The following is a 12,857-nucleotide window of genomic DNA, read 5'->3' as shown; positions in this document are numbered from 1 at the left end:
GTTGCATTGTAACCGCGCGGCGGGGTTTATCGGGTCCTGATAACGTCTTTACCGCCAACGGACACGAACCGACCACTCATCCGGTTGCGCAGGTCACGATAGAAAAAGGAGCCGCCCCCATGGAACAGCTCCTTTTGTGCTTGGTAAAACGTTATACCTCGTCGTCCTCGTGCAGACGGCGGCGATAATCGGCGGCCCAGCCCTCAATATTTACCTGACGGGCGCGGCCCAGGCCGAGTGCGTCAGCCGGGACCGGATCGGTGATGACGGAGCCGGCGGCCACGAGCGCGCCGTCGCCGATCTGGGCGGGTGCGACCATCATGGTGTCGGAGCCAATGAAGGCGTCCTTGCCGATGACGGTCTTGTGCTTGTGGACGCCGTCGTAGTTGCAGGTGATGGAGCCCGCGCCCACGTTGACGCCGGAGCCCATGGTGGTGTCGCCGATGTAGGACAGGTGCGGCACCTTGGAGCCCTCGCCGATCGTGGACTTCTTGATCTCCACGTGCGTGCCGGCCTTGGAGCCGTCGAGCATGTGGGTGCCCGGGCGCAGGTAGGCGCGCGGGCCGCAGTCGACGCCGTTCTCGATGACGGCCTCGATGGCGATGGTCTCATCGATGGTGCAGCCGCTGCCGACGGTGGTGTCGGTGAGGCGGCTGTTGGGGCCGAGCTGGCACTCCTCGCCCACGGTGACGTGGCCGATCAGATGCGTCTGCGGCCACACGACGGTGTCGCGGCCGATGGTAGCGTCGGGGCCGATCCAGGCCTGCGTGGGGTCGATGAAGGTAACGCCCTCGGCCATCCAATGCTCGTTGATGCGGTCGCGCGCGATGGCGGTAAGCTGTGCGAGCTGGATGCGGCTGTTGACGCCCAGGCCGTCGCGGTAGTCGTCACAGTGGAAGATGGAGACTGCCTGGCCGTGGCCTTTGAGGATCTCGAGCATGTCGGGCAGATAGTACTCGGATTGTGCGTTGTCGTTGCCAATCTCGTCGATGTGGGCGGCGAGCTGCGCGCCGTCGAAGGCGTAGCAGCCGGCGTTGCACTCGAGCAGCGTGGCGGCCTGCTCGGGCGTGCAGTCCTTCTGCTCGATGATGCGCTCAATCTGGCCGTCGGCACCCAGCTTGATGCGGCCGTAGCCGAAGGGGTCGGGCGGGGTCATGGTCATGACGGTGCAGGCGAGCTCGCCGGTAGCGACGGTCTGCGCGAACTTGGCGACGGTGTCGGCGGTGATGAGCGGCAGGTCGCCGTTGAGCACGACGACCGGGCCCTCGGCGATGCCGCAGGCCTCGAGCGCGACCTTTACGGCGTGGCCGGTGCCCAGGCGCTCGGTCTGCTCGACGCACTCGACCTTGGTGGCGCTGTTGGCGTAGGCGCCGTCGATAAGGGCGCGCATCTCGTCGGCGTGGCTGCCGATGACGACCACGACGCGGCTGCAGCCGGCCTTGATGGTGGCGTCGACGATCCACTGGACCATGGGCTTACCCAGGATCTTGTGCGAAACCTTGCAGTGGTTCGACTTCATGCGGGTGCCCTCGCCGGCGGCGAGGATAATTGCGGTTGCGTCCATGTGATCTCCTGTTACGTTATAGAGACGTGTGTTTGGAAACGATACACGGCGCAATATGATACCGCAGGCATATGTTGAGCGCGTAGCGATTGGTTTGCGGCGGTTGAGGCTTGCGCCGCCGGCGTGGCGTTTGCGCTGCTTGCGTGCGGCGTTGGCGGTGCTGCGGAGCTGTCGTTTGAGCGAGGGGACGGGGGTGCCCGTGGACAACATACAAGAGGAGTTTGGCGGCGAGCCCGTCGCGGCGTTCTCGATGTCGCATCCGGCTGTGCCGGCACTCTATATAGTGCTGACGCTGGGGCTCACCATGTTCTCGATGCAGCCGGTGCTGATTGCGCTGTCGCTTGCGGGCGGGCTGGCGTATGGATTTGCGACGCGTGGGGCTGCCCGCACGCTGGGCGCACTTCGCTGGCAGCTGCCGGTGATTTTGATTATCGCGCTGGTCAATCCGCTGTTTAGCGCCTCGGGCTCGACGGAGCTGTTCCGTATTGGCATGCGCGCGGTGTATCTGGAGAGCATGGTATACGGCCTGTGCATGGGCGGGCTGTTTGTGGCGAGCGTGCTGTGGTTTGAGGCCGCGGCGTCGATGCTCGAATACGACAAGGTACTCGCGCTGCTGGGCAATGCCGCACCGGTGATTGCGCTCATGATCTCGATGTGCATGAGGCTTATCCCGCAGTTTTTGCGCCGCGGTCGTACGGTGCTGGCGGTGCAGGATGCGATTGATGTGCCGGGCCGCGCGCCCACCGATCCCGTGCGATCGCACCTGCGGGCGTCGAGCGTGTTGATGGGCTGGGGCATGGAAGATTCGCTGGAGCGCGCGGACGCGATGCGCTCGCGCGGGTGGGGTGCCGCGACACGTCGTACGACGTATGCGCGGTATCGACTGGGGCGCAGCGACGTTGCCGCGCTGGTCGGGCTCGCGCTGTTTGGTGCCGCCGCGGTGGCCGTGGCGGCGACCGCGACGACGCAGTATTCGTTTTATCCGCAGCTCTCGGTGCCGGCGCCGTGGCCGGGCTATGTCGTGTACGCTGCCTGGATGGTGCTGCCTTGCGTGTTGCACGCGATTGATGAGAAGAGGTTTGGCTGATGGCTCGGTTGGATAGGGGCCCGGCGGCGGGTGTGGCATATGGCTCGGCCGCGCCGGCGATTGAGGTGCGAGGCCTTAGTTTTGCCTACCCCGATGCTGATGCTGCGGTGCTCGAGGGGCTCGACTGGTCTGTTCCCCAAGGTGCATTTGCGTTGCTTGTTGGCGGTACCGGATCGGGTAAGTCGACGCTGCTGTCGCTGCTCAAGCCCGAGATCGCGCCGGCGGGCGAGCGCACTGGCGAACTGCGCGTGCTGGGCGAGAACGTTGCCGACATGGACGTGCGGGCATCGGCGGAGCGCGTGGGCTATGTGTTCCAGGATCCCGAGAACCAGATTGTGTGCGAGACCGTGTGGCATGAGATGGCGTTTGGCCTAGAGAATCTGGGTGTGTCGCGCGACGAGATGCGCCGCCGTGTTGCCGAGACCAGCTATTTCTTTGGTCTGGAGGACTGGCTTCATCGTGATACCGATACGCTTTCGGGTGGCCGCAAGCAGCTGCTGTCGCTTGCCGCCGTCCTGGCGCTGCGTCCGCGTGTGCTGCTACTCGACGAGCCCACGTCTCAGCTTGATCCGGTTGCGGAGAAGAATTTCCTGCACGCGCTGTTTCGTGTAAATCGCGAGCTGGGCTGCACGGTTGTTGTGGCGACGCATCAGCCGCGCCCAATGCTCGAATACGCGACGTGTGCGTACCGGATTGAGGATGGCCGCGTGCGCGAGGCGGCGGATATGGCATCTTTGGGACGCCGAGAATCGCTGTTTTCCGATGACACGTTGGGGTGGGGTGCCATCCGATGTGCAAAAAACGGAGTATTCAGCAGGCGTGAGGACAATTTGGGCTCTCTGGAGCCGCCCGGGGACGTATCGAGCGCGAAAAAAAGTTCAGAATTGGACAAATCGTCCGAATTTGTGGCGCAAACGTCGCTCGAGAACGGCTTGGAAGCCTTCTCGCGCACGGATGGAAGTAGAATACTCCAAAAAATGCACGCTGGGTCGGCTACCATCCTGTCGGAAGGTTGGTTTCGCTACGATCGAGCGTCCGGCTGGGTGTTGCGTGGGCTCGATGCGTCGTTTTCGGCCGGTGCGGTGCATGCGGTTGTTGGCGGTAACGGCTGCGGCAAGTCGACGATGCTCTCGGTGCTGGCGAAGACCGCCAAGCTGCAGCGCGGCCGCATGGTGCGCGGAGCGGCCTCGGCGGCGCTGCTGCCTCAGAATCCCAAAGCATTGCTGGTTGCCGAGACGGTTCGCGATGAGCTGATGGAATGGGCCTCGACCTGCGGATATGACGAGAACTTGGCGCGGGAGCGTGCGGCGAGCTTGGGGTTGTCGGGTCTGGATGGACGCCATCCGTACGATCTTTCGGGCGGGCAGCGTCAACTGCTTGCATTGGCAAAACTGCTGCTAATCGGCCCCGAACTGCTATTGCTCGATGAGCCCACCAAGGGTCTAGACCTGTTCAGCCGCCGCATCATCGCCCGCGCCCTGCGTGACCATGCGAAGGCTGGCGGCACCGTCATCATGGCTACGCACGATTTGGACTTTGCCGAGCAGGTAGCCGACGACGTCGCCATGATGTTTGACGGCGAGATTGCCTGCATGGAGCCGCCGGCCGACTTCTTTGCCGACAACGTGTTCTATAGGGCGTGATGGGATGACGGACTGTCGTTTCTCGCGTTTGCTTGCAAAACTGGAGATCCCGCTGTTGTTGGCGGTGCCGGCGGTGATGGCTGCCGCGTTGCTGGCGGGTGTTGAGCAGGCAGCGTTGGCCATGCTGGTTGTGGTGGCGTTGGTGCTTGCGCTGTTCTTTGCGGGTTACGAGGCATCTCGTCCGGGTTTGCGCCAGATTATGCCCACGCTGGTGCTGGCGGTGCTGGCGGCGGCGGGGCGCATCCTGTTTGGGCCCATTCCCGACTTTAAACCGGTGAGCGCCATCGCCATTATCGCGGGGGCGACGCTTGGTCGCCGCAATGGTTTTATGGTTGGCGCGCTGGCGGCGCTGACCAGCAATTTCTTTTTTGGACAGGGCATGTGGACGCCGTGGCAGATGTATGCTTGGGGGCTCGTGGGATACGTTGGCGGTGCGCTGACGTATGCGGGTGCGTTCGACCGCGCCGACGGCACCGTGCGCATGCCAGCACTGCTGGCGTACGGCTTTGCGTCGGGCCTGCTCTATGGCGTCGTGATCAACGCGTATGACATCATTGGTTTTGTGCAGCCGCTTACCTGGGCGGGTGCCGTGGCGCGTCTTGCCACGGCGGTGCCGTTCGATATCACACACGGCCTCGCGACCTGCGTGTTCTTGGTCGCCCTGTACAAGCCCTGGTGTCGCCGCATTAACCGTGTCGTCGTGAAATACGGGCTGTAAGGCTGGTTGCGTCGGAGCGGGAATCAATACTGCCGAAGTGCCATTTTAAAACTATGCCGGTTTACGGGGCTAGATTGGCGCAGGCCGACCATACCGGCTTTTTTCAAAATAGAGCAAGCCGTTTACCTGCGGTTTTATTATTACGGAATTGCGCATGGCTGGGGGTTCGCGATTCAGCCCCGTAAACCGGCATAGTTTTAAAATGGCCGGCTGATACGACGGGCATCGTGGCCCCCAGAGAGCCAAATTGATCCATTTTCTTCCGTCCCCAGATGTCCCCAGGAAATCAGTTGACGGCGCTTGCCACGAAACTGGCCCATCTACTACGTTTAGCTTGATACCCCCGACCATGACCGCGTTTTATGAAAAACCGCAGGCTTTCTACCTGCGGTTTTCTTTTTGCGTTGTTCGCTGTGGTTGAGGGTAGTGGCTTAAACGTAGTAGATGGGCTGGTTTCGTGGCGGACGGGGTCACGCGGGCGCCCCTTGCGCGGGCAAAAGTGATCTGTATTCCTTCGTCCCCGGGGGATCATTTGGGGGCTAGAGCTCTAGCGTGAGGGTGACGGGGCAGTGGTCGCTGCCGAAGATGTCGCCGCGGATGCCGGTGTCGCGTACGTTGTCGGCGATTGCGTCGCTTACCAGGAAGTAGTCGATGCGCCAGCCTGCGTTGTTCTTGCGGGCATTAAAGCGGTAGCTCCACCAGCTGTAGACGCCCTCGACGTCGGGGTTTGCCGCGCGCCAGGTATCGGTAAACCCGGCGTTGAGCAGCTCGGTAAACTTGCCGCGCTCCTCGTCCGAAAAACCGGCGTTGCCGCGGTTGGACTTGGGGTTCTTAAGGTCGATCTCCTCGTGCGCCACGTTAAAGTCGCCGCAGGTTACGACGGGCTTGCCGGTCTCGCGCTCAAGTGCGCTCAAAAAGCCGCGATAGGCATCGTCCCAGGCCATGCGTACATCGATGCGCGCGAGCTCATTTTGGGCGTTGGGCGTGTAGACATCCACGAACCAAAACTTGTCGAACTCGAGCGCGCAGACGCGGCCCTCGGTTGCGGCTTGGGCGACGAGCTCGGCCGCCTCGCCCTCGCCGGCGTAGGGTAGCAGCGCGTCGGCGTGCAGCACGCGCAGCGGTTCCTGGCGGCTAAAGACCGCAGTGCCCGAATAGCCTTTACGCTCGGCGTAGCTCCAGGTTTGGTGATAGCCGGGCAGGTCAATATCGACCTGACCCTCTTGCAGCTTGGTCTCCTGCAGCGCCAAGATGTCGACGTCGAGTTCTTGCGCGATCTGAATAAAGCTCGGGTCCTTTTTGAGCACGGCGCGCAGGCCGTTAACGTTCCACGAGGCAAAGGTGTAAGTCTGAGGCATGGTGTCCTTTCGACGGGGTTGGCAGGCTTAAGATTAACGCAACAGGGGCGGGGTGGGCTCCGCGCATGCTGACTCAAAGGCCGCATGCTGGGACGTCGCCCAACGCTGCCCGACTAACAAGGACGGAGGACTCATATGACGCAGGCAATATCGGACCCCAGGCAGGCCTCCGCCGCGCTGGCGGATCTGTTTGACACCCACAAGCGCGTGGTCTTCTTTGGCGGCGCTGGTGTTTCCACGGCAAGTGGCATCCCCGATTTCCGCAGTGTGGACGGCCTGTATCACCAGCAGTTTGCCTATCCGCCCGAGACCATGCTGTCGCATAGCTTTTACGAGGCGCATCCTGCCGAGTTCTTCGACTTTTACCGCACCAAGATGATCGCGCTTAACGCTAAGCCCAACCGCTGCCACACCAAGCTAGCCGAGCTGGAGCGCGCCGGCAAGCTCGACGCCGTAGTGACGCAAAATATCGACGGCCTGCATCAGATGGCCGGCTCACAGCGCGTGTTCGAGCTGCACGGATCGGTCCATCGCAACATTTGCCAGTCGTGCGGCGCGGTCTATAGCGCCGAGTGGATTTGCTCGCGCGAGCACGAGGATGCCGCGGGCGTGCCTGCGTGCCCCGCGTGCGGCGGCCGCATCAAGCCCGATGTAGTGCTCTACGAAGAGCCGCTCGACGAGCATGTGTTGACCGGTGCCGTTGCCGCCATCGCCGCGGCCGATGCCCTCATTGTAGGCGGGACCTCGCTCGTGGTGTATCCGGCGGCAGGCCTTACGCGATACTTTACCGGCGATACGCTGGCCATATGCAACCTTGCTCCCACCGATCAGGATGCAAATGCCGACCTGCTGATTTCTTGCGACATCGCGGCCACGTTTGCGTTCTAGCCCGCGCGCGCGGATACAATAGAAAGACTGAGTGCAAAGCGACCCCGCCGCCAGCTCCCCAAGCTCGGCGGCGTGGGCATTTTAGGAGGATGCTCATGGCGAACGACAGCAAGACATGGCGGTGCGGAAAGTACGAGCTCAGCTTTGACCGTCCGCGCATCATGGGCGTCCTCAACGTGACGCCCGATTCGTTTAGCGATGGCGGGGAGCACTTCGACCCCGATGCCGCCATCGAGTACGGCCTGGCGATGCTCGACGCCGGCGCCGACATCATCGACGTGGGCGGCGAGTCCACGCGCCCTGGTTTTACCCCGGTCAACCCCGACGAGGAGGCTCGCCGCGTGCTGCCCGTGGTGCGCGCGCTGGCCAAGGAGGGCGCCATCGTCTCGATCGACACGCGTCATGTGGCGGTTGCCAAGGCGGCCGTGCGCTGCGGCGCCTCGATCGTCAACGACGTGACGGGCTTCACTGATCCCAAGATGGTCGAGTTCGTTAAGACGAGCACCTGCGGCGTCATCGTGATGCATGCCGGCGAGGTCGCCGCGCCCGCCCGCACGCACGCAACGGTGCAGCTCGATACCTCGGCTGCGGCGTTTGTTGCCGAGAAGGCACGCGAAGCGGCTGCCGAGGCCGCGCGCGAGGCCGAGAAGCCGGCCCGTCGCCGTCGCGGCAAGTTGCTGGGCGAGCCCAAGGTTGAGGCCAAGCTTCCGGGCGGTGTGGTACAGCCCTCACTGCCGTTTGGCGAGCCGGAGCCCACGTCCGAGCCTGCAAGCGAGCAGGAGACGCCCGCCGCCGAGCGGGCTGCTGCCGCCGAGACCGTCGCGCCCGCACCCGAGGCCGCGCCCGCAGCCACCGAGGCCGAATCGGAGTCCAATGACCGCCTGGCCGCCATGATGCGCCGCAGCGCCCGCCGCGAGGAGGCCTACGTGCCCACCTCTCAGCTCCGCCGCTTTACCCTGCCCGATTCGGCGCCCATCATGCGCCGCGTCATGGGCTTTCTGTCCGACCAGGCCCGCACACTCATCCATGCCGGCGTGTCGCGCGACCGCATCTGCATCGATCCTGGCCCGGGCTTTGGTAAGTCGGCTAACGAGGACATCGTCATCCAGCGCGAGACTGCCAAGATGGCGTCACTGGGCTATCCGCTCATGTGCGCCGTGTCGCGCAAGCGTTTTGTGGGCGCTGTCTCGGGCGTGACCGAGGCCGCCGCGCGCGATGCCGCCACGTTTGGCGTGTGCCTGGGCGCCATCCAGGCCGGTGCCAACATCGTGCGCGTGCACGACGCCGCGGGTTTTGCGCAGTTCCTGAACGGTTACTGGGCCGTCGCCAAGCCGCAGCCGCGCCGTGCGTTTGTGGCCGTGGGCTCCAACCTGGGGCATCGTTGCGACAACATCCGCGCCGCGCGCGACATGATCGCCGAGATTCCGCTCACCTGCGTGTCCAACTCCTCCAAGATCTACGAGAGCGAGCCGGCCTACGAGACGCGCCAGGACGCGTTTGCCAACGCTGTCATCGAGATTAAGACCGAGCTGGCGCCGTTGGTGCTGCTCGACGAGCTCATGAAGATCGAGGTCGAGCTGGGGCGCGACCGCTCCAAAAAGGCCAAGGCCAACGGTCCGCGCACCATCGACCTGGACCTGCTGTGGATGGACGGCGAGACCCACGGCGGCAAAAAGCTGCGCCTGCCGCATCCGCTGATCGGCGAACGCGATTTTGTGCTGGTGCCGCTCGAGGACCTGATGCACGACCCGGCGCGGTTCTTCCGCTACAACGGCGTCGAGGTCAAGGAGCCCGAGGACCGCGTGGGCCATATCGTGGGCGAATTGGGGCGTATGTAGATGATCGAGATGAATGCTGTTGCCGCTGGCACCGAGCTCGACGCGGCGCGCGACGCGGGCCGCGAGGGCATGTCCGCGGGCTGGTGCGCGTGGAGCGCGGGCGATGCATCGCTGATGTTTTCGCTGGTCGTGCGCCCCGATGTGAACATGCATGCCTTCCACGGCCTGCCGTTTGTGGCGGCTATGGGCATGATGGACGCGCTTGTGGGCACGGCTTCGACGCCGGGGTTGGGCCTTGCCGGTAAGGTGGGTATCCAGTGGCCGAGCGATATCGTGTGCGGTGCGCCTGCGTTTGAGACGTCGCTCGCGCGTGTTGCCGTGAACGGCGGTGCCGGTGCTGCGGGCATGTTCGGTGCCGTGACGGTGGATATTGAGCGTTCGGCGCTGAGCGAGCTTGGTGTGGACGTGGCTGACGAAGCGCTGGTCGAGACGCTGGCCGCCGCCGTGCTGGCCCGCGTGGACGCCTGGGCGGTTGTTGCCAACACGCCGCAAGGCGCCGCAGGGCCGCTGGCTCCCGTGCTGGGCGAGTACTTCGACATGGTGCCGCTGCTGGGCCGCCAGGTTGCGGCGGTGTCTCCCAACGGCTTGCCGCTTGCGGTCGGTGTGTTTGCGGGCCTGGACATCTGGGGCCGCGCGACCATCAAGACCGATGCCGGCGAGCAGGAGTTTCCGCCCGAGGCTGTACGAATTCGCGGGCTGTAACGTCTCGGCTTCGCCAGAGCCTACGCTAACTCCTGCATGCGGCGGTAGATTTCGCAGATGCCTTTGATGGTGAGTTGGCCGTCGACTATGTCGAAGGCGTCGGTCGAATCGGCGACGATGCTGGCGAGACCGCCCGTGGCGATAACGGTGGCATCCTCGCGGCCCAGCTCGCGCTTCATGCGCGCGACCAGGCCCTCAGCCATGGCGGCGGCGCCCGTTACGGCGCCGACCTTGATGCACTCCTCGGTATCGCGGCCGATGGCGTGCTCGGGCGCCTCGAGCGGCACGCTGGCGAGCTTGGCGGCACGGGCGGCAAGCGCGTCCATGGAGATGCGAATGCCCGGCGCGATCGCTCCGCCAATGTAATAACCGTCCTCATCGATGACGTCGATATTGGTCGCGGTGCCAAAGTCCACCACGATCGCCGGCGCGCCATAGAAGGTCTCGGCAGCGACGGCGTTGGCGATGCGGTCGGCACCAACGGCCTGGGGGCGCGCCGCCCGCAGCTTGGTTACGGCGGCCGTCTGCGGCCCGATGACGATGGCGTCCGCGGCAATGCGGTCGGCCACGGCGTGCCACTCGCGCGAGAGCTGCGGCACCACGCCCGCAAAGGCGATCGCGTCGACCGCATCGAGCGAAAGGCCGTACATCTTAAAGAAACCCATCAGGCGCACATGGATCTCGTCGGCGGTATAGGAGCGGTCGGTGGGCATGCGCCACGACTGCACCAGCTCGTCTCCGTCAAACAGGCCCATGGCCGTCTGCGTGTTTCCCATATCGATAGCGAGCAGCATGTCTACTCCCGGTGTCGGCATAAAAGGACGCGCACCATTGTATACGTGCCGTCGACGGCGCTCGGCTGCGATTCGTTTACGGTGATAGGGGCTGAGGGGTTTAAATATGAAGGAATTATGCTCTACGAGATTTTCCTTGCCGTTTACCGAACTCCCGCGTAATATTCTTTCTTGCGCACATGAGGCGCCCAGACATTGCGGGGTGGAGCAGTCTGGTAGCTCGCCGGGCTCATAACCCGGAGGTCGTAGGTTCAAATCCTGCCCCCGCGACCAAGACTTTTAGCAGCTCAGAGGCATTGTTCCTCTGGGCTGTTTTCTTTTTTGACTTTCAATCTTGGTCGAATTTTGGTCGAAATCAATTAATAACGGCATTTTTCGAACAGGTTGCCTGCTTGAACCATCTCCACACTGGTTGACGCCGGTTGGCGACGAGTTCAGCAGGACCGTTCGGCGCTCCTCCACACTTTCTGCGCTTTATTTGAGAGCTACCAGACAAGAATGACGAAGTTCCTCTAGCTCTGGCGGGCCTATGCCGTGGGCATGGGTGGGGCCCCACCGGGGCGGGCCTTATTTGGAAAGAGGCAGTTACAAGACCGTAGATTGCTCTTGGTCGAATTGGCCTGAAATGAGATTCGGGTCGCTACGCCCATTATCTAAAATGGTGACATCTGAGCTGTAACAAAGGCGTCGCTATATGAATACGGTCTACGATGCTCTTGATCCTATCGTTAACGGGTTGGTATCGAACAATCTGGCGCGATGTTGGGGATGGGCTGCGGCAGTACGACGCTTTTGGCCGACCGGCTGATAAGTGGGCTGATAGGCCCTCTCGTCTCTACGCTATCTGCCACGAGTTTTCGGGAGCGCGCGAGATGCCGATGACGTTCAAGGAGGCCGAGGAGGAGCAGGAGCGCGAGCCTTGGGAAGATGAGCTCATCAGTTTCGTCTTCACGGACAGCGACATAATCGCCGCGGCGTTGACGAACGGCACCTGATAGCGCCTCTCCGCGGATCGAGTGGTTCGTTTTTCAAGGGAAGGGAAACCGCATGACTAAGAAGAGATATATTTTGCTATTCGTGTACCCGTGCGAGCTGAAGGACGTCGACGAGCGTCGTGGCTCCTGCTACGGTCGTTTGATGGCGAGAGGCTCTACAATGGTGCCAGATTATCGGTCGAGAGGGTGACGGATGAAGACTTATAACCTGGACACCATTCAAAAGGTCCCCCTGCGCGAGGTGTGGCCGCATGAGGCCCACGACTTCACCAAGTGGCTGGCCGAGGAGCAGAACCTCGCAACCCTCGGGATGGCGGTCGGAATCGAGCTCGAGCTCATAGAGACGGAGTCCTCGGTCGGATCGTTCAACGTGGACATCTACGCGCAGGAGTCCGGTACGGGCCGCAAGGTGATCATCGAGAACCAGCTCGAGGACACCAACCACGACCATCTCGGCAAGGTGATCACGTACGCCGCCGGCAAGGGCGCCGAGGTCGTCATCTGGGTCGTGGCGCGCGCCCGCGACGAGCACCGCCAGGCCATCGAGTGGCTCAACCAGCACACCGACAGCGACTTCGGGTTCTTCCTGGTCGAGGTCGAGCTCTGGAAGATCGGGGACTCCCTGCCCGCCCCGCGCTTCGGCGTGGTCGAGCAGCCGAACGAGTGGACCAAGACCGTGAAACTCTCCGAGGGGCTCAGCGAGACCGAAAAGGTCAAGCTGGCGTACTGGACGGCCTACCGCGAGGTGGCGGGCGGCCATCCGGAGTTCCTCAAGGAGTTCAGCCCGCAGAAGCCCAGCAAGGACCATTGGTCGACGCTTCGCCTGGGGGTCTCGGCGTACCATCTCGCCCTGCTCATCGATACGCACAAGGGCCGCACGGGCATCGAGCTGTACGTAGACGACGACAAGGAAATCGGGCACCGCGCCATCGCCAACGGTGGGGTCTTCGAGGAGCACCTCGGGCTGACGGCGGCACCCTTCGATGCGAAAAAGGCCTCGGGACTGCGCTTCTACAAGGCGGGTCACCCCATCAAGGGCCACCAGGACGCATGGCCCCAGTATATCGAGGAACAGCTCGGATGGGCCATCGAGATGAAAAAGGTAATCGCGGAGATCGGGCTCTAAAAACGCCCCGGCAGTTCATATGAACTGCCTCCCATTTCTTGGACACAAGAAATGGGAGGCCTTTTTATGGCTGGAAACGCTTTGTACGACGTCGGAATGAGACTGCGAGCGGCAGAGCTGCACGACGAGGGGCACGGCCGCGCG

At 63.1% G+C, this 12,857-nt stretch carries 11 protein-coding genes and 1 tRNA gene; 9 read left to right on the top strand and 3 right to left on the bottom strand.

Going from position 1 to position 12,857, the window contains the following annotated elements:
• Positions 1-151 precede the first annotated feature (151 nt).
• Positions 152-1,564: a bifunctional UDP-N-acetylglucosamine diphosphorylase/glucosamine-1-phosphate N-acetyltransferase GlmU gene (gene glmU / locus AAAX31_RS05835; protein ID WP_349076520.1), complete on the bottom strand. Its 1,413-nt coding sequence runs from the start codon at positions 1,562-1,564 to the stop codon at positions 152-154.
• A 199-nt stretch (positions 1,565-1,763) separates the two neighbouring features.
• Between glmU and AAAX31_RS05830 the strand changes: the two genes are divergently transcribed.
• The 3 genes from AAAX31_RS05830 to AAAX31_RS05820 are packed head-to-tail and all read left to right on the top strand — an operon-like array spanning position 1,764 to position 5,012.
• The gene (locus AAAX31_RS05830) at positions 1,764-2,651 is read left to right on the top strand and encodes an energy-coupling factor transporter transmembrane component T (protein WP_271737777.1); all 888 of its coding nucleotides are present in this window, start codon (positions 1,764-1,766) and stop codon (positions 2,649-2,651) included.
• Positions 2,651-4,294 (top strand): ABC transporter ATP-binding protein, encoded by a 1,644-nt coding sequence (locus AAAX31_RS05825; protein WP_271737776.1) that lies wholly within the window; start codon positions 2,651-2,653, stop codon positions 4,292-4,294. Before AAAX31_RS05830 ends, AAAX31_RS05825 begins: the two co-directional genes overlap by 1 nt.
• A 4-nt stretch (positions 4,295-4,298) precedes the next feature.
• Positions 4,299-5,012 (top strand): DUF6580 family putative transport protein, encoded by a 714-nt coding sequence (locus AAAX31_RS05820; RefSeq protein ID WP_117769755.1) that lies wholly within the window; start codon positions 4,299-4,301, stop codon positions 5,010-5,012.
• Between the two features lie 539 nt (positions 5,013-5,551).
• Here the strand turns inward: AAAX31_RS05820 and AAAX31_RS05815 are convergent.
• Positions 5,552-6,370 carry an exodeoxyribonuclease III gene (locus AAAX31_RS05815; protein WP_117848375.1) on the bottom strand — a complete coding sequence of 273 codons (819 nt, stop codon included), beginning with the start codon at positions 6,368-6,370 and terminating at the stop codon, positions 5,552-5,554.
• A gap of 135 nt (positions 6,371-6,505) precedes the next feature.
• Here AAAX31_RS05815 and AAAX31_RS05810 point away from each other — a divergent pair, with 135 nt between their 5' ends.
• The 3 genes from AAAX31_RS05810 (at position 6,506) to AAAX31_RS05800 (ending at position 9,798) form a co-directional block, all read left to right on the top strand.
• On the top strand, positions 6,506-7,258 hold the full coding sequence (locus AAAX31_RS05810) for an NAD-dependent protein deacylase (RefSeq protein WP_117848374.1): 753 nt from the start codon (positions 6,506-6,508) through the stop codon (positions 7,256-7,258).
• 95 nt (positions 7,259-7,353) lie between these two features.
• A complete protein-coding gene (folP, locus tag AAAX31_RS05805; protein WP_117769758.1) occupies positions 7,354-9,096 on the top strand; it encodes a dihydropteroate synthase in 1,743 nt (580 codons plus the stop codon).
• On the top strand, positions 9,097-9,798 hold the full coding sequence (locus AAAX31_RS05800) for a hypothetical protein (protein WP_117769759.1): 702 nt from the start codon (positions 9,097-9,099) through the stop codon (positions 9,796-9,798). It abuts the gene before it with no gap.
• Positions 9,799-9,818: 20 nt separating this feature from the next.
• Here AAAX31_RS05800 and AAAX31_RS05795 read toward each other — a convergent pair whose 3' ends face one another.
• On the bottom strand, positions 9,819-10,592 hold the full coding sequence (locus AAAX31_RS05795) for a type III pantothenate kinase (protein WP_158557001.1): 774 nt from the start codon (positions 10,590-10,592) through the stop codon (positions 9,819-9,821).
• Positions 10,593-10,788: 196 nt separating this feature from the next.
• Between AAAX31_RS05795 and AAAX31_RS05790 the strand changes: the two genes are divergently transcribed.
• The 3 genes from AAAX31_RS05790 (at position 10,789) to AAAX31_RS05780 (ending at position 12,713) form a co-directional block, all read left to right on the top strand.
• Positions 10,789-10,865 (top strand) — tRNA-Met (locus AAAX31_RS05790).
• A gap of 599 nt (positions 10,866-11,464) precedes the next feature.
• The gene (locus AAAX31_RS05785) at positions 11,465-11,587 is read left to right on the top strand and encodes a hypothetical protein (protein WP_349076516.1); all 123 of its coding nucleotides are present in this window, start codon (positions 11,465-11,467) and stop codon (positions 11,585-11,587) included.
• A gap of 193 nt (positions 11,588-11,780) precedes the next feature.
• Positions 11,781-12,713 carry a DUF4268 domain-containing protein gene (locus AAAX31_RS05780; RefSeq protein ID WP_349076515.1) on the top strand — a complete coding sequence of 311 codons (933 nt, stop codon included), beginning with the start codon at positions 11,781-11,783 and terminating at the stop codon, positions 12,711-12,713.
• Positions 12,714-12,857 lie beyond the last annotated feature (144 nt).

The organism is Collinsella sp. CLA-ER-H5 (genome assembly GCF_040092375.1).
Taxonomy (GTDB): domain Bacteria; phylum Actinomycetota; class Coriobacteriia; order Coriobacteriales; family Coriobacteriaceae; genus Collinsella.
The sequence above is the reverse complement of the archived record's forward strand: the minus strand, read 5'-3'. Positions and strand labels throughout refer to the sequence as shown.

What these genes read in the sequence shown, in the direction of transcription:
- AAAX31_RS05785 (WP_349076516.1), top strand. Translation starts at nt 11,465, where the DNA reads ATGCCGATGACGTTCAAGGAGGCCGAGGAGGAGCAGGAGCGCGAGCCT.
- AAAX31_RS05780 (WP_349076515.1), top strand. Translation starts at nt 11,781, where the DNA reads ATGAAGACTTATAACCTGGACACCATTCAAAAGGTCCCCCTGCGCGAG.
- folP (WP_117769758.1), top strand. Translation starts at nt 7,354, where the DNA reads ATGGCGAACGACAGCAAGACATGGCGGTGCGGAAAGTACGAGCTCAGC.
- AAAX31_RS05815 (WP_117848375.1), bottom strand. Translation starts at nt 6,370, where the DNA reads ATGCCTCAGACTTACACCTTTGCCTCGTGGAACGTTAACGGCCTGCGC.
- AAAX31_RS05795 (WP_158557001.1), bottom strand. Translation starts at nt 10,592, where the DNA reads ATGCTGCTCGCTATCGATATGGGAAACACGCAGACGGCCATGGGCCTG.
- AAAX31_RS05820 (WP_117769755.1), top strand. Translation starts at nt 4,299, where the DNA reads ATGACGGACTGTCGTTTCTCGCGTTTGCTTGCAAAACTGGAGATCCCG.
- AAAX31_RS05810 (WP_117848374.1), top strand. Translation starts at nt 6,506, where the DNA reads ATGACGCAGGCAATATCGGACCCCAGGCAGGCCTCCGCCGCGCTGGCG.
- AAAX31_RS05825 (WP_271737776.1), top strand. Translation starts at nt 2,651, where the DNA reads ATGGCTCGGTTGGATAGGGGCCCGGCGGCGGGTGTGGCATATGGCTCG.
- AAAX31_RS05800 (WP_117769759.1), top strand. Translation starts at nt 9,097, where the DNA reads ATGATCGAGATGAATGCTGTTGCCGCTGGCACCGAGCTCGACGCGGCG.
- glmU (WP_349076520.1), bottom strand. Translation starts at nt 1,564, where the DNA reads ATGGACGCAACCGCAATTATCCTCGCCGCCGGCGAGGGCACCCGCATG.